Here is a 25,103-nt window from a genome sequence, read left to right as displayed (position 1 = left end):
TTATGGCAATTCCAGTTTATCTGTGGCTGAAAGATGATGGCGGTGCAGATATCAAAGGGTCCGTGGATGTTCAGGACCGTGAGGGCAGCATTGAGGTGGTGGCTCAGGAGCACTGCCTCTACATCCCGACGGATAACAACACCGGTAAGCTGACCGGTACCCGTATTCACACACCGTTCCTGTTTACCAAGGAAATTGATTCTTCCAGCCCGTACCTTTACAAGGCCGTGACCACCGGGCAGACCCTGAAGTCTGCTGAATTTAAGTGGTACAAAATCAATGATGCCGGTCAGGAGGTGGAGTACTTCAATACGAAGCTTGAGAATGTGAAGGTGGTTAAAGTTCACCCTGTCATGTATGACGTGAAGAGTGCGGCTTTTGAAAAGTGTAATCATCTTGAGCAGGTGTCTTTGCGTTACGAAAAAATTATATGGACCTATAAAGACGGCAATATTATTCACTCTGACTCATGGAGTGAACGTACCACCGCGTAATTCTCCCGGGCGGACAGGGCATCCTGTCCGTCATTTTTATTTTTTCTTCAGCATCTGTTGGCGGGTGCTGAAGAAAGAATTCTCAATCCTGAACACAGACCTGATGCGCCTGGGTTACGGCGAAGGGCGGTAGCGTGCCTGACGGTCTCCTGACAGTGAGTGAATAACATGGAAAATTCGGCAGCTCTGTTACGTCGTCTTAATCATTACTGTGCCCGTGCACTGGAAGGCGCAGCCTCCCTTTGCCAGACCCGGGCCCATGCAGAAATCACCCCGGAGCACTGGTTACTGAAACTGCTGGAGCAGGGGGAAGGAGACCTTACCGTGCTGGGCCGGCGTTATGGCTGGGATATGGACGCGATATGGCAGTCGCTGCTCGGCTGGCTGGATAACCAGCCCCGTAGCGTACGCAGTCGCCCGCAGCTTGCGCCGTCCCTGAATGCCCTGCTGAAACAGGCCTGGATGGTGGCCTCATTACAGGGGGAAGAACATATCCGCAGCGTGCATCTGCTGGGTGCCCTGACGGAACATCCGCACCTGGTTTGCTGTGACGGGCTGTGGCCCCTGCTGACACTGAGTCAGAGCCAGTTACAGCGTCTGTCCCCGCTGCTGGATGCGCAGTCTGATGAGTGTCCGAAGAGGTTACAGGATGCAGAGCCTGTGCTGCCTCAGGGAGACAATGTGACCTTTATCGGGCGTCCCGTCGGTGCGGATACGGCGGGTATACCGTCAGGTGACCTGCCGCCTGTGTTACAGAGTGCGCTGGATAAATTCACCCGGGACATCACGGCCAGTGCGAGAGAGGGTAAAATTGACCCGGTATCGGGACGCGATACGGAAATCCGTCAGATGGTGGATATTCTCTCCCGCCGCCGCAAGAACAACCCTATTCTGGTGGGAGACCCCGGTGTGGGGAAAACGGCTCTGGTGGAAGGGCTCGCCCTGCGTATTGCGGAAGGTAACGTACCGGAATCACTCAGACCCGTCACCCTGCGCACCCTCGACCTCGGTCTGCTGCAGGCCGGTGCCGGCGTGAAGGGGGAATTTGAACAGCGCCTGAAAAACGTGATTGATGCCGTGCAGCAGTCACCGGCTCCTGTACTGCTGTTTATAGATGAAGCCCATACCCTTATCGGTGCCGGTAATCAGGCCGGTGGCGCGGATGCGGCCAACCTGCTGAAGCCTGCGCTGGCGCGGGGTGAACTGCGCACCATTGCTGCCACCACCTGGTCTGAGTACAAACAATACTTTGAACGTGATGCAGCCCTGGAGCGGCGTTTTCAGATGGTCAAAGTGGACGAGCCGGATGATGAGACGGCCTGTCTGATGCTGCGCTCCCTGAAATCCCGTTATGCGGAACATCATAACGTGCACATCACCGATGAGGCGGTACGTGCTGCCGTCACACTGTCGCGCCGTTATCTGACAGAACGTCAGCTACCGGACAAGGCCGTTGACCTGCTCGATACCGCTGCTGCCCGTGTGCGGATGAGCCTCGACACGGTGCCGGAACAGCTGACCCGTATCCGTTCACAGCTCGCTTCCCTCGGTATGGAAAAACAGGCACTGCTGGAAGATATTGCCGTTGGTCATCAGAATCACGGCGAACGCCTGTCTGCCATTGAGCAGGAAGAAAATGTGCTGATGACAGCACGTGATGACCTGGAGCAGCAGTACGCCCGGGAGTGCGAACTCACCGGTGAGTTACTTGAAAGCCGCAGCGATATTTCCCGTCAGAGTGAGACACATCACCTGCAGCAGGCACTGCACGACATTCAGCAGAATCAGCCTCTGCTCAGTGTGGATGTTAACGTACGTACCGTTGCCGGTGTGGTCGCGGACTGGACCGGGGTGCCGTTATCTTCCCTGATGAAGGACGAACAGACGGAACTGCTGCATCTGGAAAAGGATATCGGCAGACGGGTGGTCGGACAGGACGTGGCACTGGAATCCATTGCGCAGCGTCTGCGTGCGGCGAAAACGGGTCTGACATCCGGTAACGGCCCCCTGGGCGTGTTCCTGCTGGTTGGCCCCAGTGGTGTGGGAAAAACCGAAACGGCACAGGCACTGGCAGACGTGATGTACGGCGGCGAAAAATCACTGATTACCATCAATCTGTCGGAATATCAGGAGCCCCATACGGTTTCCCAGCTTAAGGGTTCACCGCCCGGGTACGTGGGATACGGTCAGGGCGGTATTCTGACGGAAGCTGTACGCAAACGCCCTTACAGCGTGGTGCTGCTGGATGAAGTGGAAAAGGCCCACCGGGATGTGCTGAATCTGTTTTATCAGGTATTTGACCGGGGCATTATGCGCGACGGCGAGGGGCGTGAAATTGACTTCCGTAATACGGTCATTCTGATGACTTCCAACCTGGGCAGTGACCTTCTGATGCAGCAACTGAGCGAAAAGCCGGAGACAACGGAATCGGAGCTGCATGAGCTTATCCGTCCGCTACTGCGCGACCACTTCCAGCCTGCACTGCTCGCCCGTTTCCAGACCGTGATTTACCGTCCGCTGACACAGTCTGCCATGCGCACCATTGTGGAGATGAAGCTTGCACAGGTCTGTGAACGCCTGCACTGCCACTATGGACTGAGCACATCGGTTGATGAACGTCTGTACGATGCCCTGACGTCAGCCTGCCTGCTGCCGGATACGGGCGCCCGGAATGTGGAGAGTCTGCTGAACCAGCAACTGCTGCCGGTACTGAGCCGGCAGTTGCTGAGCCATATGGCCGCGAAGCAGAAACCGCAGGCGCTGACTCTGGCATGGTGTGACGAAGATGGTATTGTGATGGTATTTGATGCACAGGCAGAGGGAGAGCCGTCATGAACCGTTCCCTGACCAGCAAGGCTGGCAGCGTTGTACAGCAGCTTTCAGGGCAATCACGGTACCGGGTTCATGTGCATGAATGCAGCCATTTTCTGGATGTGTTGCGTTACAGCGCGGTTGAGTCCCTCAGCCAGCCCTGGCGCTATGACGTGGTTGTCACCTGTTCCTCTGCGGATATTGCCTGTGACGCGTTACTGCTGAAGCCGGCGTCATTTACTTTCCAGACCCCGGTGTCTGACGGAACACCGGCCCTGCCGCTCAGGACGGTATTCGGCGTGGTTGAGTCGTTTCGCCGTATCTCTGCCTCGAATGATGAGACCCGTTACGCACTGACGATCGTTCCCCGTATCGCCCTTCTGAACTATACGAAAGGGAGCGAAATCTACCTCAATCAGTCAGTCACTGAAGTGGTTGAGCAGGTATTGCGTAAACATGGTCTGGAAGGGCAGGATTTTGAATTCCGGCTTTCCCGGGAGTATCCACCCCGGGAGCTCATCACCCAGTGGCGGGAGACTGACCTTGAGTTTATCCGGCGCCTGCTGGCGGAGGTGGGGATTTACTGGCGTTATGAAATGGACAGTCGTCTTGAACAGGACATAGTGATTTTCCAGGACAGCCAGCAGCAGTATGAATTTGGCATCACGTTGCCATTGCGCAATCAGGCCGGGATGAGTGACAGCGGGCAGGAGAGCATCTGGGATATTCAGACCACCTGTAACGTGGTGAGCGGAAGTGTGGTCACCCGGGACTACAACTACCGTGAAGCGCTGAAACCTCAGGACAGTGCCGAAAGTATTTTCAGTAAGGAAGGGATCACCACCGGAGAAACGTACCATTATGCTGAACCCTTCCTGACGGCAGGTGACGCTGAAAGCCCGGAGACCGGGGCATACTTTGCCCGTCTGCGCCACGAACGCATTCTGAATGCGCAGTATCGTGTCAGCGGGCATTCCTCCAGCCCTTATCTGACGCCGGGTCAGGTACTTGAAACGGACGGCACGTTACCCGATGTTGTCAGGGAAGGCATCGTTATCACCACGGTGCGTTCCCGCGGTTCACGCAAAAGTTGCTTTACGCTGACGTTTGAGGGGATCCCCTACAGCGAAACCGTCTGCTGGCGTCCGGCACTGCTCAGTCGCCCGGTGATATCCGGTTCGCTTCCGGCGCGGATTGAGAGTCACGAGAAGAACGATATCTACGCCCATCTGGACGATCAGGGGCGTTACCGGGTGAAGCTGGACTTCGATCGCAACAGTACAGAACGGGGTTACGCTTATCTGTGGTTGCGGCTGGCTAAACCTTATGCCGGTGATACGTACGGTTTCCACTCACCGCTTATCGACGGAACTGAAGTGGCCATTGTATTTGACGGCGGAGATCCGGATCGTCCCTACATCGCTTATGCCCTGCATGATTCAGAGCATCCGGATCATGTCACCAGTGACAATCATACGCGGAACGTGTGGCGCACGCCGGCGAACAATAAGCTGCGGATGGAGGATAAGCGCCAGGAAGAGCATATCAAGCTCGCAACGGAATATGGCAAAACACAGCTGAACATGGGACACCTGGTCAACAGCCGGCGTGAAAAGCGAGGTGCCGGTTTTGAACTGCGAACGGATGAGCATGGTGCTGTACGTGCAGCAAAAGGGCTGTTCCTGACGGCAGATGCCCAGGCCAGAGCCCAGGGGCCAGTGCTGGAAATGGCGGCAGCGATAAGTCAGATTAACCAGGCTAACAGCCAGATGCAGGCCCTGAACAGCGCTGCCGAAGCCGCCGGCGCCCTGCTCTGTGATATCAATACTCAGATTAGGTTTGTAACCGACAAAATCAGGGAACTTCAGTCAGCGGTTCTGCTGGGGAGTGCGCCGCAGGGGGTGGCTCTGACCTCAGGTGAACACCTTCAGCTCTGCAGTACCCGTAACACCATGATCAATGCAGGTCAGCATCTTGATATCGGTGCGATGAAAAATCTGTCGGTAACGGTGGAAAAAGCCCTTGGTCTGTTTGTGCATAAAGACGGGGCGAAACTGGTAGCCAACCAGGGAGATATTGAGATTCAGGCTCAGTACAACACGATGGCGCTGTTCTCTGAAAAACAGCTGACGGTGACCAGTAGTGAAGATGAAATTATTATCAGCACCCCGGAAACCCTGACGCTGAACGGTGGCGGGTCTTACCTGAGACTGAGTAAGAACGGGATAGAGCATGGTTCAGAAGGGATGATGGTGATGAAGGTCGCGAGCTATCTGGTGCCCGGAAATGGGAGCACATTGCCGCAGGAGACACCGGACTTTAAAAGGACAGACGTTACGGTCACGACCCCAAATTCCGCCAAATGGACCAGTGAATAGCATGAAAGGGGATTTATGACAGCAAAGTTACCTGAAATCAGTTACCCCGTACCGTCAAACAAAAATGGCCATGCCTTTTCCTCCGTGGAAGCGTTGTTATCGATGCTCGGAGGGGAAAGCTCAGGGTTGTATCTGGTGGGAAGCCAGGGAATGTGGCATGGCGGTATTCATATTACTGATGCAACGATCCCCTGGTGTGCCCTCAGTACAGACAGTGAGCCCGAAAAAGAGTACTGCCGCGAACTTTATAAAGGGGAGCAATTTATTCGTTGTATGGCCGATGGTGAAATCGTTGCCTGGCGGGTATGCAGGGATTACGAGAGTGCCGCGATTGAATGGCGCGGTGAAAAATTGTTCGCTTCGACATCCTTTGTGCTGGTGAAACATTATATTCAGCCGGCTGATAACGCAGAAAGTGGACTGACGTTTTTTACGCTGTACATGAATCTGGCCCCCTGGGCTGCTTATGGACAACAGGGGCGCCAGGCGGACAGAAAAGTGGCAGGGATCCAGCGCTATTACACCAGTGCGGAAGATATGCAGGCAGGCCGTGAAGCCGGAAAACTGAATAAAGACACGCTTGTCACATTGAGTGACGCTATTGTCACTCGCAGCAGAGACAGGCGTCAGTTTACCGAAGTGACCATTACCAGAGAGACGAAAAATGCAGCGGGAGAGACGCTTGCAGCGGGAACGAAAGTCTGGACGGTATCAGACAGGGGCTCTCTGAGAGCGATTAAATCAGCGCCGGTTCCGTCCTGGTGGGCAAAATGTACTCCTGCTTACACCACTCAGCCGGAAGGTGTGGTGAACTGTACCTCGCGTACAGACTGGGGTTACTATCTGAGCCGGGAAGATGTGTTGCACAATAAAAAGGCGGGCAGGCTGACAGCAGGTTTCCCGCTCTCTTACGAACCGGGTAATACGGCGCAGCAGGTTATCCGCCCTGGCGATGCCGCAAGAACGTTCAGTCTGGTCACGCTGGGGCGTGATAAGGATATGTTGAAAAAAGGTGACCGGGTATGGGTGGTGTCAGATGGTGACAGTCTGACGCCGGTTGCACCGGCAGCATCCGGCAGTGAACCCGTTTTTAATGATGTGTATGTTCCACCAGTCCCTGTAACTGTCAGTGCTGGAGATAATCTCGGTCATATGGGCTTTTATCAGCTACCGGAAGAAAACGGTAAACGCTCGCGCTACCAGGTACATATAGAGTGCCTGAGTATGGATGATATGGAAAAGTTCGTCACCAACCCCGGAAAAGCAGGAGAAGATGCACCGGTTTATCTGACCTGGCAAACCGATGCACCGTTATTTGATAAGAAGGAACAGGGTATGGTTGCGGGAGAGCGAAAAACAAGAGCCTCTGGAGTTCTGACTCTGGCAAATGTCCCTGGCGTCGATGCCGGGGGGAATACGCTGACCAGTAATCAGGATGCGGCGTATTATCAGATATGCCCGGAAGATGGCTGGTTACCTGCAGCCAGTGTAAAAAAAGTATCGCAGTACGCGTTAGACGAGCTGGGGTTTGTGACGTTGAATAAAGCACCAGCGAGCTTTGACCTGATTGATGGGGTAAAGCGACCAGATAACGTGGTGAAGGGGATTCTGGAGCAGTTATATAAAGCAGCGCAGGAGGAAAAACGCATCACTCACGCGCTGAACAAATATAACTACCAGCGGCTGCTGGAGATGACAGACAGTAACGAGGACGGACATTACTCAGAGCAGGAATATCTTCAGGCAATTCATAATGTGTCGTACCGTGACCGCCTGTACCGTATTATTGCGAAACACGCCAGTGAATGGTACTACGGTAAGGATGATCCGCTGTGGAAAAACTATCTGGATCCATTAACCAGGGATGCGCCGTTATGGAAAACGTATCTGGAAGCGTTTCTGGATAAGATGACGTGGATGAAAGCAGTATCCGAAAAAGGAGTGGCGCTGGGACCGGAGCCGTGGCATATGCATCCGATTGTGTTTTTGGAGGCAATTCGTGTAAAAGAAAGATGTAGAGAGTTATTCTCTAAAATTTCCAGTGTAATACTTCGACATGAAGGGGGATACGTTAATGATCCCAATGATCGTGGTGGTGAGACAAATATGGGAATTACGATTGCGACCTGGAGAGCGTACGCACCAATTGATTTGGGAATTGAAGCTACTTCCAGTACTCTCAGAAATATGACTAAGGAACAGGCAGAAATCATTTATTATAATCATTATTGGGAACCCAAAGGATTCTGTAAGCTTGAAAATACAAAGGTAGCCTTGATGGTTTATGATTGGACAATTACATCAGGCCGAGCAGTTAAGCAAATACGAAAAATGCTTCATGATGAATACAACAATCGCCTGATAGTAAATAACATAATGGACGATGACATGATTCATTGTATAAATGCAGTTGAAAATCAAGAGCAGTTGTTATCACGCATTGCAGAAATCAGAAAGGATTATTACCGTTCTTTAACCATAACCAACGGTGAGCCTAATGCACAGATTAAATTCCTCAATGGCTGGATAAATAGAGTTGATGATTGCTTGAAGGTTGATGTATGAAAAGAATGTTATTATTTTTAATTTTCATTTCATTTCACTCAATAGCTAATTTTTCTGGTCATTGGGTAAATGAGAGTGACTCACAATCGCTAACATTGGATTTAGTTGAAGATGGTGCTTATCTTATTGGTAAATATTGCTTTATAACTAATGACGGAAATAGAATTGACTGTTCTGAAGACAATGATAAAAATATTAACGGTATAATCAAAGATAATGTTGGTTTTGTGGACTTTGAAAGTACATTTGGGGGTATTGGTCAGGCAACTATATCAATTGAAAAGAATGTTCTTAAATATACCATCACTAATCCTGCTCCATTTGTGAATGCTAATATGTCTGTGCCTAATGTGATATATTTTAAGAAAATAGCGCAAGCCTCAGGCAAAGAACCCACTAAAATCATTAGTTGCTCATTACCTGGCGAAGGAGGTAAAGAAGCTTCATTCTTCATTGATAATATTACAAAAGAAATTAATTATAGTTTTGAGAAGAATGGTAAAACAGAGTTAAAAGTGGTTTTTAATGAAGGGAATAAGTTGAGGCGCACCAAAGATAGTAAAATGAGAATTACTTATTATGGTTTCAAGCGCGGCAAGTACAGTTATGTCATTAATGTAGTCGAAGGTTCTGAAGAAAACGAATATACAATGTCGTTTGATATCAAGAAAAATGGAAGGATTATTCAATCCAGCGATTGTTTACCGGGTTCATTTAGGAGCGATAGAATTATAAATAAAAATATACTTGACATTCCTTATGTGAATGAGGAGCGATTTGGTTTTCCATAAGATTATCCCCCAACAAAAGCAATTTCTATTTAAACCCACCGAGGGTTTGAAATTTAATGTTAATGCTTTGATTGTTAAATTGAAGAATAAGATAGCCTAGTGTAAGGCCAGCGACTGGGATGGAAAAGTATATGGATATACCAGGATGGAAGAAAAGAAGTATTAGTCAGTTCAGGAATGGCTTACATGCATCGGTGTGACTTACCATCTTATGCATATTAAAGGGAAAAACGAAAGAAAGTGCATCAAAAGCTATTTCTGAATACTTGGGTGAAATTTTCATGGAAATCAAACTAAAAACAAACCAAATTTTTTCTTTTCTGAGTAATAATAAGACCAGTACTTATCTTATTTCCGGAGATAAGGTAAGGGGTATACAGATATCACCAGATAATAAATATTGGTTATATCAATGCAAAAGGTTTTGCCTCTTATGATCCTGGATCAAAGCTGAAATACTTGAGCAATAAATATTAATTTATTCTGTCCTGTAAACAATAAATTAACGGAGATACAAATGTTGCAAATCATTAGAAAAGGCGACAAAACCACTCACGGCGGTTCTGTTATGACCTGTTCAGACACCATGATATTTGGTGGGATTGGCGTGGCACGTAAAGGTGATATGGTTTCCTGTCCGATACCTGGACATGGCCCGACAACCATCATCGAAGGCAATCCTGATTATCTTGATAACGGGATCCCGGTTGCCTTTCATGGTCATAAATGTGGTTGTGGCTGTACATTGATCAGTTCTTTTGCACCTGCAAAGGTTGCCTGAGTATGCCAGTCCTGCTGGATACCATCCCTGAAAAGGCGGCAAAGGTTCCACGGCCTGATACCCGTCGGTGGCTGCTGTTTCTGGCGTTTGTCATGTCAGGAGGATTTGCGTTAACGCTCTGGAACTGGACGACAGAACGCACAGGCTTTATTTTCTGGTTTACTGCACTGGGATTGCCTTTCTGTCTCTGGGGACTGCTTTTCTCCCTGCGCCGGTTTGCATACAAAGCAGAGCAGGTGGGGGCTGAGTCCAGGAATGTGGAGCGCGAAGCGCTTATTGAGCGCGAAACCTGTCGGGGGCAGCGCTGTGGCTGGATACTCGATACATACGTTCAACACTTTTCAGGAAATAGTCCCGGTGCACTGGTTAACGCAGTTAATCATACTGTTCCAGCTTCAGAGACCTCAACGCCACGTGGTTCCAAATCTGCTGTCAGGTATGCAGCCTTACCCGGTTTTCAGACAGCTCTTGATACAGAACTCATCTCTGTCACGTCAACACTCGTCACCCATGTACAAAAAATTACAGACACCCTGTCGAAAGATATTTCTTGCTGTCTGATGCTGGACTGTGACGACGATATTCGTCCCGGACTGGAGGAACTCTTCAGAAATGAACTCACGACCAGAACCGGCAGAGTCTTCAGACTCCTTGCGGGCAAAGGTCTGGCGGGGTTTGATGCCTGGCTGGACCAGCGCTGGGATACGCCGGGCATTTTTGCAGGCGTGACGTTTTCATTGCCTGCGCAGCCAGATGAAGGTGACGCCGATGCCATTACTCTCGTGGTGCTCAGCAACCGTAGGGTTGCTGGCTATCCGGATGCAGTATGCCTTCATCGCCCTGAAAAGGGCAAGGAAGCCCGGCTTGTGAAAACGCTGAACAGGGCACTGTTATGGGCCGCAACAGCCCCTGAAGCACTAAAAACGGCCTGGTATACAGGTCCGGTTCTTTCAGGTGGAAGTGGATGGAATATGGCCTGTGAAGATAACGGGGTGACATTCAGTCTGTCAAAAGACAATCATGGAATTGATTCTGCTCTGGGATATGCCAGACGTGCCGCTCCCTGGCTCGCTGTAATTCTTGCCTCTGTGGCATGCAGAGATAATGGCCCACAGGTTATCGCCGCCCAGTCCACCACTGACAAAGACGACGTCTGGGTTGCCGTCATCACCAAAGAAGAAGTTCGCAAGGAATCACCCGGGAATGGCTAAGGTAAAAGTAAAAACACTCATCGGCTCTGTTGTCACTGTCGCCTTTTTTCTGACGGTCATCGTGGCATTTCTTTTTTATGCCTTTCCGGAAAACGTCGCTTCGGCCACCGGCTTCGGTCCGTATGACGGTCAGCGCATACTCACATTCTGCGCCATACTGGTTGCCACGTTGTTTTTACTCGGCTGGCTGACGGAGAAGGCTTTCGACTTCGCCGGTAAATCCGGGTTGTATTTCCAGTGGGGGCAGAAAAAGGTTGAGAGTATCACTCCGGTGACGAACACCATTCCCGGTGAAGAAGACGACGATGAACCAGTTTTCAGTGAAGATGCCGTTTCAGAACATTTGCGCTTTCGCTATGGGCGTCGCTGGCAGCGTAAGGTACGACTTCTGCTGGTGATGGGGGATCCGGATGTGGTCCGGAAAGCGGCCCCGGGTCTTTGCCATGACCTCTGGCAGGAAGGCGACGGCTACGTGCTGATTTATGGCGGAGACGCGCAGTCACTCCCGGACGAGATCTTCCTTTCAAAACTGAAGCGTCTGCGATCCGGGCAACCGGTTGATGGCATCATTCAGGTGATGAGTATTTCAGCCCTCCCGACGGATGGCGAACGGGATGCCCTCCTGCGTTACCGTCAGAAAGCCGACCATCAGTTGGGCTGGCAGGCGCCGGTCTGGCTGTGGCTGACTGACAACGCTACCGGTGCCCGGCAGGACGCGAAAGCGGCCGCAACGGGGGTCATCTTCGGACCGGAAGGTACCGTGAAAGGTGCGGACGAAGCGTTTTCCGCACTGGCGTTACACCTGCAAAAAGCAGGAATGGCAAAGATACTGAATGATCCTGCTGATTTTGGTCTCCTTCAGTTGTCACTCAGACTGCGGCAGGAGCTGAAAGCCAGCCTGGCTGTTTTGCTCAGTGGACTGATGCAGGGGACTGCGGCCTGGCGTCTACGCGGTGTCATGTTCAGCCCTGAACTGACCGTTGCCGGAGCGGTACCAAACACATGCCCCGACACACCTGCCTGGAAAGCTATTATTGATGACTGTGATGCCGTCAGCGGCAGAAAACTGGGCTTCAACTGGCTGAAGATGCTGCGATTGATTCTGCTTTCCCTGATTGTCCTGTGGGGGGCCGGTACACTGCTGTCTCTGCTCGTTAACCGTACTCAGATTTATCAGGCGCAGGAAACGGCGAGACAGGCAGCGGATACAACAAAACCACTGGCTGAACGCCTGCGCAGCCAGCTTGTACTCCAGCAGGCCATTGCCCGTCTGCAACATCGTGAGGCAACCGGTGCGCCATGGTACACACGATTTGGTCTTAATCAGGACGGCGACACGCTGGCCGCACTCTGGCCGCTGTATGCGAAAAATAACGTACAGCTGATGAGGGATGCAACAGCAGACAGTCTCAGGCAGCAGCTGAATGCCTTTGTACAACTCCCTCCTGCCAGTGATGCCCGTACGCAGGGCACACAGCATACTTACGACATACTCAAAAGTTATCTGATGCTGGCGCGTCCGGACAAAGCGGACGCCGGCTGGCTGGCAAAAAACGCGCTGAAAGCCTTACCGAAACGCCGGAATGTGCCGGATGGCATATGGCAGAACATCGCACCGAAACTGCTGGGTTTTTATGCGCAAAACCTTCCGGCTCATCCGGAATGGAAAATTAAGTCTGACGCTGAATTAATCAGCACGGTCCGTCAGATTCTGCTTAAGCAAATAGGCCAGCGGAACGCTGAGTCCGGGTTATATCAGGAGATGCTTAAGCGCGTGGCCAGCAACTGGCCTGATTTAACGCTTGCGGATATGACCAGTGACACCGATGCCTCAACGGTATTCAGCACTGACGAAGTCGTTCCTGGAATGTTTACGCGTCAGGCCTGGGAAGAGCAGGTACAGGATACGATTGACGAGGTCGTGAAAACCCGTCGCGATGAAATTGACTGGGTACTGACGGACAAGACGCATCAGACAGGGAGCGATATCTCTCCGGAGGCGCTGAAGACCCGCCTGACTGAACGCTATTTTACCGATTTTGGCAATGCCTGGCTGAACATGCTCAACAGCATACAGTGGCATGAACCCACGTCACTTTCCGAAGCCATTGCCCAGTTGAGTCTGATCGGTGACGTCCGTCAGTCCCCGTTAGTTGCACTGATGAACACGCTGAACTACCAGGGGAAAACGGGGCAGAAGGGTGAGGCACTGGCTGATTCAATCGTGGATTCAGCGAAAAAGCTGCTCGATAAGAATAAAAATAGCAGGCAGTTTATTGAACAGGCACAGGGCCATGAAGGCCCGCTCGATGGGGTATTTGGACCGCTGGCGGGGCTGATGGAGGGGAAAGAGGGGGCGGGTAGCAACGGTAATCTGAGCTTCCGGTCCTGGCTCGCCCGTGTAACCCAGATGCGGCTGAAGCTTCAGCAGGTTACCAGCGCCCCGGATCCGCAGGCGATGTCGCAGATGCTGGCCCGGGCCGTGTTTCAGGGCAAAGCCATCGATCTGACGGACACCCGCGATTACGGCAGCCTGGTTGCAGCAAGTCTGGGGCAGGAATGGAGTGGATTTGGTCAGTCGTTGTTTGTGCAACCGCTGGATCTGGCCTGGCGGCAGGTGCTTGTTCCGGCTGCGGGCAGCCTCAATGCCCGTTGGCAGACAACCATAGTCGATCAGTGGAATAAGGCTTTTGCGGGGCGGTACCCGTTTAAAGCCACCGGCAGTGATGCCTCCCTGCCGCTACTGGCACAATTCCTGCGTAGCGACTCGGGTCGGATCACGACGTTCCTGAAAACTCATCTTGGCGGGCTCCTCCACCAGGAGGGGAATCGCTGGGTCGTTGATCCTTCCGCAAGCCAGGGGATGGTTGTCAGTCCGGATTTCCTCCGGGCGATTAATCAGCTGGCGGAACTGTCAGATATCGTGTTCTCTCAGGGCGATGCGAGTGTTCACTTCGAACTGATGGCGCGTCCTTCACGGGATGTTGCCAGAGTGCAGCTTACCCTCGATGAACAGAACCTGGATTACTTCAATCAGATGGAAAGCTGGCAGAGCTTCACCTGGCCGGGGAATACTTACTATCCTGGTGTGTCGCTCAGCTGGCGGAGTGTAAGCAGCGGTATGCAACTCTACGCCAGTCACCAGGGAAACTGGGGGTTTATTCGCCTGCTGGACAAAGCCCTGATCACGCCACTTGATGCCAGCCGCACACAACTGGTGTGGATCACCGCCGATGGTAATCCTCTGAAATTCGTCATGCGCAGCGAGCTGGGCGACGGTCCGCTTGCCTTACTGAAGCTACAGGGGTTTACGCTGCCCACCGCCATTTTTAACGTTGCCGCCGGCACGGAAGGTGTTGAGTAAAGATGAACAGGGGCATTCATCCGGCGCTGGTCCGGGGGCTGATGGGCACATTTTCACCCTTTCAGAGAACGGTTCCTTCATGCCCGTCGACGTTTTTGCCCCATGTCAGAAAAAACAACCGGTAAGCGACCGGAAGGGCAACCCCACTCAGCAGGAGAAAGTATGCTGCTGAAATGGAAGCCATCACAAATCTTCAACAGTAAGGACGACGCTTCTCCGGAAGCGGTCGTGAGGTTTATGAAAGAGACTGACAAACAGGAAAAAGAATGAGTTCACCGGAAGCCCTGTTAACGGCCTGCGCCGCCAGCCAGGAGGAAAGGCTGAGCCTCATTTCCCGCGCAAATGAGGCCTTGTCGCTCTGGGATGACTGGCTGCATCCATTTACCTCCGGATCTGAAACCGGGGACGATCCTGCATACGATGATAATTTTCAGCTGATGCGTGAAGAGATCAATAAGATTTCAGGTACCGATTCAGCGCTGTTGTGCGAACTGGCTCAGAAGTGCCTTTGCGAATGCGCCAGAGATATTCGTGTCGTGACCTGGTACGTGCTGGCCCGTCTCACCCAGGATGGTGAAAGAGGGTTGTCCGAAGGCTTATTACTTCTTGTTGCGATGCTGACCCGCTACGGACAGGCATGTCATCCCCGGCGTCCTGCCGCCCGGAAAGCTGCGCTGGAGTGGCTGAACAGTGCAAAAGTGACTGATGCACTGCTGTTATGGCCCGGGGTGGACAGCAATGAGGCCGGTCTGACGGCGGGTGCCATAAGCCTGCTGGGATCCGCCGTGGCAGACTGGCCGGAAGCGGAGAAGCCGTCTTTTGCGGGGCTTTGTTCTGCGCTTGAAAATCGCCTGGCACGTTCAGGGGGCATGGAGGCACTGGTCCCCCAGAACAGCAGCCCCCGGGAGCCCGGTCGTGAATCAGCTCCCCCGGACTCACCACAACTGGCAGCGGTGACCTCGGGCCGCGACTTACTTGACCAGGCCAGATTACTTTCCCGCTGGCTGAACGGACAGCCGCAGGGCTGGCTGGCTTCTCACCGGCTGATGAAGACGGTGCGGTGGGATACGGTCGATCAGCTCCCTTCGCTGGACAGTAGCGGGCGTACCCGCCTGGTACCCCCGAAAACCGGATATCGCGCTCAGCTTAAGCGACTCTGGCTTCAGAAAAACTGGGTTGAGCTGATTGAACTGGCCAGTCAGATGTATTGCGAAGGGGTGAATCATTTCTGGCTCGATCTTCAGTGGTATCTCTGGCAGGGACTCAGTCATGCTGGTCAGCCCTGGGATTCCTGGTCTGACGCTGTCCTGTCAGATCTGCGGCTGTTGCTTAAACGTCTCCCGGGCCTTGAAGGGCTGGCATGGAATGACGGCACTCCCTTTGCTGACGAGGTCACCCTCGCCTGGATCGCTGAAAAAGTGAATGAAGAAGAGGTGATGTACGGCGATGAAGCTGCCATTCCTGCCGTTGTTAATGGCCAGACTGACGATGTGCTGATCCTTGAGTCTGAAGCCATGGAAAAGGGAGACACGGAAGGGCCTGAAGCGGCGCTTGCCTGGCTCCAGTCCCGGCCGGGGATGGATACACCACGTCATCGCTGGCTGATACGCCTGCTCATGGCCCGGGTGGCAGAGCAGTATGGCCGGAACGATATGGCGCTTCATCTGCTTGGTGAACTCATTACCCGTGCGCCACAGTTGACGCTGGAAGACTGGGAGCCTGCTTTGTTGTTTGAAGTCCGGGCCCGACGCCTGAAGCTGCTACGGATGAAAGCCGGTCGCAGTGAATCTGATAAAGCCCGTCTGATGCCTGAGATGGATACGCTGCTGGCGGGGCTGATCGCCATTGACCCGGCCCGTGCCATGGTGCTCTGTGGCTGATGTTCTCTTTAACCATTTTCAGGAATGCCGTGCATGGATGATTTAACCCTGCGCTATTACGAAGCAGAGATGCGCTATCTGCGGGAAGCCGGTAAAGAGTTTGCCCGTGCCCATCCTGATCGGGCAGCAATGCTGAATCTGGATAAGCCTGGCGCCTGCGATCCCAGTGTGGAACGTCTGTTTGAAGGCTTTGCCTTCCTGATGGGACGTTTGCGTGAAAAGCTGGATGATGACCTGCCGGAGCTCACCGAAGGTCTGGTGAGTCTGCTGTGGCCGCACTATATGCGGACTATCCCGTCGCTGGCCATCGTTGAGTTCTCGCCTGACTGGCGTAGTCTGCGTCAGGCCGAAATACTGGCTGAAGGCTTCTCCGTTCTGTCCCGTCCTGTAGGGCCGCATAAAACCGCCTGTCAGTACCGGACGACCCGCGATGTGTTGCTACAACCGCTGCACCTTGCAGATGCCCGTCTCCATACTGAATCCGATGGCCGCTCTGCCATCCGCCTGCGCTTCGAATGCCCTGAAAAAGTGGACTGGAGTAAAGCCGGGATCGACAAAGTCGCCATTTTTCTTAATGCAGAGGCGCCGGTAAGCGCTGCTCTGCATCTGGCAATGACCCGGCGTGTACATGCCATGTATGCGCGTCATGCCGGGACATATACCGGACGTCATCAGTTTGACGGCTGGTGCAGACCCATGGGCTTTGACGACAATGACTGCCTGTGGAAGAAAGCCGATACAGCCTTCAGTGGTTACCAGTTGCTGCTGGAGTATTTCAGCTTCCGTCCGAAGTTTATGTTTGTTGAACTGCGCGGCCTCGACACCATCGGGCTCACGGCGGGCAGTACCTGGTTTGAAATCGACATTGTGCTCAGTGAAGCCTGGTCATCTGGTTTGCCTTTTGAGACAGAAAACTTTCGCCTGCACTGTGCGCCGGTTATCAATCTCTTTACCCTGGAAGCCGACCCGCTGATCCTTAACCCGCTGGATAACGAGTACCTGCTCAGGCCCCTGCGCCTTCAGGATGGTCACACCGAAATTTACAGCGTCGATAACATTCACGGTTCGGTGAAGAATGGCAGACACCCTTATGTCCCGTTCACCAGCTTCCGGCACCGGGGCGGTATGATGCGCCATGATGCTCCTGAACGTTATTACCACACCCGCGTGAAACGGGGACCCTCCGGCCTGTATGACACATGGTTAGTTCTCGGGGGACGTTCGTTCGAACTGGAGCAGTTGTCTGATAAACCGGAGTCCCTCTCGATGCGAATCACCGCGACCAACGGGCAGCTTCCGCGCAGGGCGCTGGAAAGTACGCTCCTGGACAGGGTGGTCAAAACCGGCAAAGTCCCCGTCAGAGTCATGAACCTCACCGCACCGACGATGCCACTGTATCCCCCGGCAAATGACCGGTTTCACTGGCGGGTGATGAGTCACCTCGGATCAAACTTTCTCAGCATGATGGACAATCCGGAGGTGCTGCGGGGGACGCTGGCGCTCTATGACTGGACCGACGATGAAATGAACCGCCGCCGGCTTGAAGCCATCGTTGCCGTGAAGCACACCCTGATCCGCCGTTTTGAAAAGGGCTTTATGCTCCGTGGCGTGGACATTGAGGTCACGCTGAATATGGATAATTTTGCCGGCGAGGGCGATGTGAATCTCTTCGGGGAGATGTTGCACCGTTTCTTTGCGCTCTACGCTGATGTCCACCTTTTCAACCAGCTCACACTGGTACTGCAACCCACAGGGAAACGACTGAGATGGAAAGAGAATCACAGCCTGCACGTACCGGGCTGACGCGGGGCCTGGCCCTTAACAACGATATCTGGCGGGTCAGTTTTTATCGTTTCTGTCAGCTGCTGGAGCAGGAAAATCCGGACGGGCCAAAACTGGGCACGACCAGCCATCCGGGTGATGATCCGGTGCGATTCAGACCCTGGCCCGGGATGGGATTCCCGGCCAGCACCCTGAAAGCGGTGGAGATCGACGAAGATCATCCGACATTGCCCCCAACAATCCGCACGACATTTCTCGGAATGTATGGAGTGGACTCACCTCTGCCGACGTCCTGGCTGGATGATATTGCGCAGCGCCGTGAAGGACATGAGGCGTTCACCTCATTTCTGGATATTTTCAGCCACCGCATAACCACGCAGTACTACCGGATCTGGCGAAAATATGCGTATCCGGCCACTTTCGAGGAGGGGGGGCGCGATGCCACATCGCAGTGTCTGCTGGGACTGGTCGGACTCGGTATACCCGGCACCGCTGAACGGGTGGCAACGCCGGTTTCCCGTTTTCTGGCCTTACTGGGTGCCATGCGATTACCCACCCGCAATGCTGAAGGCATACGGGCTCTGGTGAGTCTGCTGGCACCGAATACCCGCGCACTTATCAGCGAACCCGATCCGGTTAAGGTCCATATCGGTAACCGCAGTGGACTGGGTGCCGGAAATCGCATCCGTCTTTCGCAGCGGGCCACGCTGGGTAAAACGGCAGGGGAAGCATGCAGCCGGCTCCTGATGACACTGGAAACAGCGGATCCGAACGAGGCGGAAGGCTGGTTGCCCGGTGGTGTCCTCCATTCCGATTTGCTGGTCCTGCTGCGCGTTTATCTTGGCTACCGCAGTGACGTCCGGCTGCGTCTTACTGTACCCGTGCAGTTGTTGCCTGAGCCCCGTCTGGGCAAAAGCAGGCCTGTTCAGCTGGGTCGTACCGGTTTGTTGGGGCTGAAAGCGGGGAAACTCAGCAACGGCCGGGAGAGTCTTACGGTCAGTCTGGGCTGCTACGAAGGGCTGAAATGTGCTGCGTTACCGCCTGCTGAAGACGGACATTATCGCTTCGAATAATCACCTGTTCTCTCTCAATAAAGGAACGCCTGAATGGTAACAGTAATCCGCTGGTGGGCGCCGATGTTTATTGCCTGTGGCCTGCTCGCAGGCTGCGGTCTGACGCAGACCGTCACGGACGGCACGATCAGCATCACGAAATCCATCTTCTATAAAAAAATCAAAACGCTGCATCTGGATTTTACCCCGCGTACGGCCATTAACGCTGATGGTGCACAGACACCACTGGCGACGATGGTGCGGGTTTACCAGCTCAGGGATCGTAAAGCGGTTGATGCCGCCGATTACCAGATGCTGCTGCGCCGGGCCGATACCGTACTTAAGGACGACGTGCTGGCCTCAAAAGAGCTGCTGGTGATGCCCGATGGTAGCGTGACGCTCAATATGCCCATGGATGAAGATGCGCAGTTCGTGGCTGTGGTGGGACTGTTTAACCGCCCGGATCAGAAGGACAATCGCTGGCGCCTGGTACTGACGCGTGATGACCTCAATCCGGATAAGCCCCGCACCATTGAACTGGGTGATGGCTGGCTCAGCCTTGTGCCGGTAAAGGAGTGACGTGATGGATAACCGGTCAGCGTTTTTTGACGGGCAGACCCGTTACTTTCTGGAAATTAATGGCAGTGCAGTAAAGCCTGATGTTTTACGTTTTCGTGGCAGGGAAGCACTGAGTGAGCCGTTCCGATGGGACATCGGGTTCACCTCCCGGAATGCGAACATTCCTCCGGAAGAGGTACTGATGAAATATGCGTCGTTGCGGATGCGTAACGGCAAAAATGTCCATGGCATTGTGACCCGTCTGGAATGGCTGTCCACATCGAAAGACCAGTCCCACTACCGGCTTACACTCAGCTCCCGTCTGGCACTGCTGGAGCACACCCGGCAGTGTGCCGTATTTCAGAATCAGTCTGTCCCTGAGGTGGTGGAGCAGGTGCTGCGTAAACACGGGCTGGAGGGCGCTGATTTTGAATTCAGGCTGGAACGCGCTTACCCGTCGCGTGAAATTATCACCCAGTGGCAGGAAACAGATTTGCAGTTCATTCAGCGCATTCTGTCTGAGGTGGGGATTTACTGGCACACGGAGATGGATGATGTGCGCGGACTGGATACGTACATTTTTGCCGACAGCCAGCTTCACTACAAGTTTGATGTGCGGTTGCCTTACAGCGAGCCCTCGGGGTTGTTCGACGGCGCAGCAGAATCGGTCTGGGATGTGCGGACCTGGCACAACGTCGCCACCGGCACTGTCACCACGCGTGATTACAACTACCGGACAGCCACCACGCTGATGAATGCGACGGTCAGCGTGCGTAATGATGCGGTCACCACCGGGGAGCATTACCGTTACGCAGCACCTTATCGTGAAGCGGGAGACGATACCAGCCCGGAGCCGGAAACCGAATCTGGTGCGTTTTACGCCCGGCTTCACCACGAGCGGGAGCTTAACAGGTCGGCCCGCATTCACCTGTTCAGCAATGCCGCACACCTCTCCCCCGGGCAGGTGCTGGAGCCGCAGGGTGATGTCATTACGGACCTGAAGGAAGGGATTGTCCTCACACTGGTGACTTACCGGGGAGCCCGGGATTCCCGGCTGCATGTGTCAGCATGGGGAATGCCTTACACCGAACGTTACTGTTTCCGACCGGCAGAAATCCCGCGTCCGGTTATCCCGGGTACACTTCCGGCACGGATTGAGAGTCGCGGGAAGAACGATATCTATGCCCATCTGGACGGGCAGGGGCGTTACCGGGTGAAGATGGACTTTGACCGGGAGGAGACGGAACCCGGGTACGGCTATCTGTGGCTGCGGATGGCAAAATCCTGTGCCGGTGAAACGCTGTGCTGGCATACGCCGCTCATTGATGGCACCGAAGTGGCGATTGCGTACAGCAATGGCGATATTGACCTGCCGTACATCGCGTATGCACTGCACGACGCTGAGCATCCTGACCCCGTGAACCGGGACAATCACACCCGGAACATCCTCAGAACCTCCGCTAACTCAAAACTGCGGATGGAGGACAGGCGCGGCGAGGAGCATATCAAACTCGCCACGGAGTACGGTAAGACACAGCTTAACAGCGGACATCTGGTGGACAGCCAGGGGCAACTGCGGGGGAAAGGCACAGAGCTGCGTACCGATGAGTGGGGAACCCTGAGAGCAGGGAAGGGACTTTTTGTTGCTGCGGATGCGCAGGCGAAAGCACAGGGCGAGGCACTGGACATGGATGCCGCGCTGAAGGAAATCGACAGGCTTAATCTGCAACTGCAGCAGCTGGAAATCGCCGCAGAACGGGCACAGGCGCTGAAGGCTGATATTGACAGCCAGAGACAGATGTTTGAGCAGCGGCTGAAACCGCTCAATGAGGCCGTGCTTTTTTCGGCGCCGGAAGGAATGGCGCTGACCAGCGGTGAAGATATGCAGATGAGTGCAGCACGAAATGTGGCTGTCAACGCCGGGGGGAATATCAGTACCGGAACAATGGGCAACCTGATCGCGCTGGCCGGAGAGAGGCTGGGGCTTTTTGCCAGGACCGGACAACTGAGCGCCAAATCCGGGGAAGGGCCGGTAGAGGTACAGGCGCAAAATGGCAGCATGCGGTTGTTTGCTGAGAAGAAGCTGACGCTGAGTTCGGCAAGTGATATCTCCTTTGCCGGGAAAAAACGTATCACGCTGATTGGCGGGGGGAGTTACCTGAGGCTGGAGGCGGGGAAAATAGAGTACGGTACGACGGCGTCGTATATGCGCAAAGTGAAACGGACTATGGTTGCAGCAGCAATGTCAATTGAACCGCCGATGATAAAGGGAGCTGAGGTTTCCAGTGACTTACCGGGGCAGGATAATCTTTCAGATTCTGTCTGCAAATCTGATGATGTTGTGGGTGTGGTTGAATCCTCTTTTAGCGATGATCCGGTTCAGTTGGATTCTGTGCAGAGGAAGAGGAATGCTGCCGAAGAAATTATTAAAAATGGAACTCTGTTGCTGGGGGAAGATCATCAGCACCCGGATAGCCGGGTGGTGCTACTTGATCTAATTGCAGGCGGGAAAGTAAACAAATTGTTTCTGGAAATTTCCGACTATAATCTTCGCAATCGCTTTGTGGAAATGAAAGGAAAGCCCCCAGAAAACTCTGCTCAGTGGGCCGATACAAAGGAGTTGATTGATAGCCTGGTCGGCAGCAGTGAAACTGAAAACCGGGTAAAAATGAGTGATCTCATTCACAGTGCTCTTGCAAAGGGAATAGATGTGTACCCAATGGACTTGGCGTGCGTTGCCGGGGGGCATCGTCAGGCAATGAGGCGACGTAACATCCATATGGGGAACGTTTACAAGACAGAGGCAACAGCTAATGAACCCGGAGTCGCTATTTTGGTTGGAGATGACCATCTGAAAACATTCCCCGCTCAAGCCGCATCAGGTTTTATGAGAGCGCAGCAAGAAGTCCCATCTTTAACTGATTGCTGCTCGTTATCTCCGGAGCAAGTATTGCGATTCGACGGTGGAGAAATCTGAATGATTCTAAGGTAATAAATGAGCCAGTCAGTAATTCTGTGGTGCGACACGATACTGTTCCTGCGATTTTTTCAGCCAGTATGCAGTAATAAGTTTGAAGAAAAGGCGTCCGTCGGTGGCCGAACAGTTTTGGTCTGTTACGGCTTATGACCGTAAAAACGGTAAGGATCAAATCAGCTAATCGCTGCTGCGGATAAACATTAATTCTTAATAAAAGGTGAATACTGAAAGGTTGCTCTGGCTGCCAGCGGGATGACAAAGACAGGTAACACCGGGACTCACTAAATCAGGAGCCGCCACCGGGCTTAAAATCCGTGAACGTAATAAGGCGTGAGTCAGTGAATTACATAAGGGCAGGCAGCATTATTGCAGCAAAAAAAGCGTATATAATTCTGCTAGTTACCTGGAGCTGTCAAAACAATGGATGCCCTGCAAACGGGATGTGTTCATATAATGAGTGATACTCCATGAACATAACACACCTTCCTTTTATGAAATTCTCTATGGCAATTTCGCTGGTGGGCTGGAGTTAAATCAGGTCAGTGAGGAAGACCAGGTTATTCTTTCGGTGCTCGATAACATGCAGCGTATTCTGAATACCCGTGCCGGAAGCCTTAAACATCTTCCGGATTATGGTCTGCCGGATATGACAACCGTTCTGCAGGGAATGCCAGGGACGGCACATCAACTGATGCGCGTGCTTGCAGATGTTCTGCTGAAGTATGAGCCCCGCCTTAAACGTGTCAACGTGACGATGCCGGAACAGACCGAACCTGGTGAGTTGCACTATGTCATTGATGCAGAGCTTAAAGATGCAGGGCTGGTTCGTTACGAAACAACCTTTATGCCGGAGGGCAGAGTATTTCTGCGTTATCCGGATAATTGATAATAAAAATATAATTTTCTGAATTAATATATTAGTGAGGTAAATCGATGGGGTTACTATATTTTAATGGCTTTGTTTATAGATTTTGGGTTTTAAAAAAGATAGTTTCTAAGGTTTGAATGTTTACCAGGAGTAAATTTTATCTGATTATTCGAGGTGAGATGTAATATGAGAAAACCAGCGGGATTGAAGTTAAACTTACCCTCTAATTCTTTGCAGCAAGTATTTATTAATGATGGGGTGTTTTATGTGCATGCCTCAAGTAGTGATAGTTTTGAAGGATTGTGTATATTCAGAGCGTTGTTAAGCATGGAGGAAATAGATGGTACGGGATGGTTTCATAAAGAAGGTTTAAAATCGGGAGAAAGAGGTTATACAGTAGAGAATATGTATAAAAACCAGCCTGTATCTCAGGGTGTCAGTTTATCTTATAGTCAAAATTATGGGGAGGCTATTAACTATTTCCATTATATAAGAAAAGAAGCATATCCTGTATTATATGGATTGGGTTCTGGTGTAAATGAAAGACTGTCTTCCCGATATATGATGGCTAATCCAACAGGGCATCCTGTTTCGGATGGTGGACTTAATATTGATTATATTATGGCAATTTATGTTCCGGCAGATAAAGTAGCAGATGCGCAAAACAGATTAAGTTCCGTGCCAAAACTCAGAGAGATTGTCAGGCCACTGGCTCAAAATATTTTTGAAAGCATGTAATCACTATTGTTGTGGTTGTATATTTCAGGTTGAACGTATGGCAATAAAGATGCATTCCCACAGGCATTTAAACAATATAACGAAAAGTGGTGGTTGTCAGCAGGCGAGATAAGCAGTTGATCTGTTTTGTTTATAAATGTGAAAGTTATATCATATGATCAAATAAAGCGGATTGCTGTACTGAGAACAGATTAGTTGAGTGATAAACGTAAGAGTTTTTACAGGACATGCTTTTATAAAGGTGTGTTTTTATTTGTTGTTTGCCTAGTGTTTTATTTTGGGTCGCCGGAGTGGTGACCATGATACCATGGTGTCTGATATATACTGGTGACAGGGAATAACAGAAGCCGGGGGCGAACCATTCAGATATTCAACAAATTATGCGTTGACGGCGATGCTGTCTTTAGTATTTGAATCTGTTAATGATTAATTTTTCTGAATAAACCGCCCCCACGATATAAAAGCGTGGGGGGCGATTATGATTATTTTTTTGTTTACAGGTTAAGGTGCGTTTATGGCAAAACTGATAAATGTATCGGCGTCCACTGTGGAAAGAATGACGCCCGGGGAGAGGAGAGTGGCTTCACGACTGGAGAGCTTTCTGAATGATGACTGCCTTGTCTGGTACGATATCCCGGTGGGACGGAAAAACCGGCATCCGGATTTTGTCATTATTGACCCGGAGAACGGACTGGTATTTCTGGAGGTCAAGGACTGGACGGTTTCCACGCTGCGCCAGGCAAATCAGGAGCAGGTCACGCTGGAAACCGACGGTCTTCTGAAATCAGAAATAAATCCGCTGGTACAGGTTCGTCGTTATGCCTGTGATACTGTTAATGCCTTACCTGCAGAC

Annotated in this window: 16 protein-coding genes; all 16 read left to right on the top strand. The window is 52.3% G+C overall.

Features of this window, described 5'->3' with window-relative positions:
• Window positions 1-2: 2 nt before the first annotated feature.
• A complete protein-coding gene (locus tag FEK47_RS23340) occupies window positions 3-494 on the top strand; it encodes an Hcp family type VI secretion system effector (RefSeq protein WP_001601247.1) in 492 nt (163 codons plus the stop codon).
• A 168-nt stretch (window positions 495-662) separates the two neighbouring features.
• Window positions 663-3,329 (top strand): type VI secretion system ATPase TssH, encoded by a 2,667-nt coding sequence (gene tssH, locus FEK47_RS23335; RefSeq protein ID WP_138183394.1) that lies wholly within the window; start codon window positions 663-665, stop codon window positions 3,327-3,329.
• Window positions 3,326-5,683 carry a type VI secretion system Vgr family protein gene (vgrG, locus tag FEK47_RS23330; protein ID WP_138183393.1) on the top strand — a complete coding sequence of 786 codons (2,358 nt, stop codon included), beginning with the start codon at window positions 3,326-3,328 and terminating at the stop codon, window positions 5,681-5,683. Before tssH ends, vgrG (FEK47_RS23330) begins: the two co-directional genes overlap by 4 nt.
• Window positions 5,684-5,698: 15 nt before the next feature.
• A complete protein-coding gene (locus tag FEK47_RS23325; protein WP_138183392.1) occupies window positions 5,699-8,248 on the top strand; it encodes a glycosyl hydrolase 108 family protein in 2,550 nt (849 codons plus the stop codon).
• Complete coding sequence (locus FEK47_RS23320; protein WP_001601251.1) at window positions 8,245-9,039, top strand: hypothetical protein; 795 nt, start codon at window positions 8,245-8,247, stop codon at window positions 9,037-9,039. The genes FEK47_RS23325 and FEK47_RS23320 overlap by 4 nt, the downstream gene beginning before the upstream one ends.
• Before the next feature lie 517 nt (window positions 9,040-9,556).
• Window positions 9,557-9,820, top strand: a complete 264-nt coding sequence (locus FEK47_RS23315) for a PAAR domain-containing protein (protein WP_000939273.1) — start codon at window positions 9,557-9,559, stop codon at window positions 9,818-9,820.
• Between the two features lie 2 nt (window positions 9,821-9,822).
• On the top strand, window positions 9,823-11,031 hold the full coding sequence (locus tag FEK47_RS23310) for a hypothetical protein (protein WP_001601253.1): 1,209 nt from the start codon (window positions 9,823-9,825) through the stop codon (window positions 11,029-11,031).
• The gene (locus FEK47_RS23305; RefSeq protein WP_001601254.1) at window positions 11,024-14,395 is read left to right on the top strand and encodes an ImcF-related family protein; all 3,372 of its coding nucleotides are present in this window, start codon (window positions 11,024-11,026) and stop codon (window positions 14,393-14,395) included. The genes FEK47_RS23310 and FEK47_RS23305 overlap by 8 nt, the downstream gene beginning before the upstream one ends.
• Window positions 14,396-14,661: 266 nt before the next feature.
• Window positions 14,662-16,275 carry a type VI secretion system protein TssA gene (gene tssA, locus FEK47_RS23300; protein ID WP_138183391.1) on the top strand — a complete coding sequence of 538 codons (1,614 nt, stop codon included), beginning with the start codon at window positions 14,662-14,664 and terminating at the stop codon, window positions 16,273-16,275.
• A 33-nt stretch (window positions 16,276-16,308) separates the two neighbouring features.
• Window positions 16,309-18,078 (top strand): type VI secretion system baseplate subunit TssF, encoded by a 1,770-nt coding sequence (tssF, locus tag FEK47_RS23295; protein ID WP_001601256.1) that lies wholly within the window; start codon window positions 16,309-16,311, stop codon window positions 18,076-18,078.
• Complete coding sequence (tssG, locus tag FEK47_RS23290; RefSeq protein WP_001601257.1) at window positions 18,042-19,130, top strand: type VI secretion system baseplate subunit TssG; 1,089 nt, start codon at window positions 18,042-18,044, stop codon at window positions 19,128-19,130. The genes tssF and tssG overlap by 37 nt, the downstream gene beginning before the upstream one ends.
• A 33-nt stretch (window positions 19,131-19,163) precedes the next feature.
• Window positions 19,164-19,688, top strand: coding sequence for a type VI secretion system lipoprotein TssJ (gene tssJ / locus FEK47_RS23285; RefSeq protein ID WP_001601258.1), 525 nt, complete (start codon window positions 19,164-19,166; stop codon window positions 19,686-19,688).
• Between the two features lie 4 nt (window positions 19,689-19,692).
• Entirely contained in the window at window positions 19,693-22,644 is a 2,952-nt protein-coding gene (vgrG, locus tag FEK47_RS23280) for a type VI secretion system Vgr family protein (RefSeq protein ID WP_001601259.1), read from the top strand.
• A gap of 460 nt (window positions 22,645-23,104) precedes the next feature.
• Window positions 23,105-23,530 carry a type VI secretion system baseplate subunit TssE gene (gene tssE / locus FEK47_RS23275; protein WP_135487071.1) on the top strand — a complete coding sequence of 142 codons (426 nt, stop codon included), beginning with the start codon at window positions 23,105-23,107 and terminating at the stop codon, window positions 23,528-23,530.
• A gap of 168 nt (window positions 23,531-23,698) precedes the next feature.
• Complete coding sequence (locus tag FEK47_RS23270; protein ID WP_001601262.1) at window positions 23,699-24,250, top strand: hypothetical protein; 552 nt, start codon at window positions 23,699-23,701, stop codon at window positions 24,248-24,250.
• A gap of 514 nt (window positions 24,251-24,764) precedes the next feature.
• On the top strand, window positions 24,765-25,103 hold a 339-nt coding region (locus tag FEK47_RS23265), incomplete at its 3' end, for a nuclease-related domain-containing protein (protein WP_138183390.1).

It is taken from the genome of Escherichia sp. E3659 (assembly GCF_005781135.1).
Classification (GTDB): domain Bacteria; phylum Pseudomonadota; class Gammaproteobacteria; order Enterobacterales; family Enterobacteriaceae; genus Escherichia.
The sequence above is the reverse complement of the archived record's forward strand: the minus strand, read 5'-3'. Positions and strand labels throughout refer to the sequence as shown.

What these genes read in the sequence shown, in the direction of transcription:
- vgrG (WP_138183393.1), top strand. Translation starts at nt 3,326, where the DNA reads ATGAACCGTTCCCTGACCAGCAAGGCTGGCAGCGTTGTACAGCAGCTT.
- tssA (WP_138183391.1), top strand. Translation starts at nt 14,662, where the DNA reads ATGAGTTCACCGGAAGCCCTGTTAACGGCCTGCGCCGCCAGCCAGGAG.
- tssH (WP_138183394.1), top strand. Translation starts at nt 663, where the DNA reads ATGGAAAATTCGGCAGCTCTGTTACGTCGTCTTAATCATTACTGTGCC.
- FEK47_RS23315 (WP_000939273.1), top strand. Translation starts at nt 9,557, where the DNA reads ATGTTGCAAATCATTAGAAAAGGCGACAAAACCACTCACGGCGGTTCT.
- tssF (WP_001601256.1), top strand. Translation starts at nt 16,309, where the DNA reads ATGGATGATTTAACCCTGCGCTATTACGAAGCAGAGATGCGCTATCTG.
- tssG (WP_001601257.1), top strand. Translation starts at nt 18,042, where the DNA reads ATGGAAAGAGAATCACAGCCTGCACGTACCGGGCTGACGCGGGGCCTG.
- vgrG (WP_001601259.1), top strand. Translation starts at nt 19,693, where the DNA reads ATGGATAACCGGTCAGCGTTTTTTGACGGGCAGACCCGTTACTTTCTG.
- FEK47_RS23310 (WP_001601253.1), top strand. Translation starts at nt 9,823, where the DNA reads ATGCCAGTCCTGCTGGATACCATCCCTGAAAAGGCGGCAAAGGTTCCA.
- tssJ (WP_001601258.1), top strand. Translation starts at nt 19,164, where the DNA reads ATGGTAACAGTAATCCGCTGGTGGGCGCCGATGTTTATTGCCTGTGGC.
- FEK47_RS23325 (WP_138183392.1), top strand. Translation starts at nt 5,699, where the DNA reads ATGACAGCAAAGTTACCTGAAATCAGTTACCCCGTACCGTCAAACAAA.
- FEK47_RS23320 (WP_001601251.1), top strand. Translation starts at nt 8,245, where the DNA reads ATGAAAAGAATGTTATTATTTTTAATTTTCATTTCATTTCACTCAATA.
- FEK47_RS23340 (WP_001601247.1), top strand. Translation starts at nt 3, where the DNA reads ATGGCAATTCCAGTTTATCTGTGGCTGAAAGATGATGGCGGTGCAGAT.
- FEK47_RS23270 (WP_001601262.1), top strand. Translation starts at nt 23,699, where the DNA reads ATGAGAAAACCAGCGGGATTGAAGTTAAACTTACCCTCTAATTCTTTG.
- FEK47_RS23305 (WP_001601254.1), top strand. Translation starts at nt 11,024, where the DNA reads ATGGCTAAGGTAAAAGTAAAAACACTCATCGGCTCTGTTGTCACTGTC.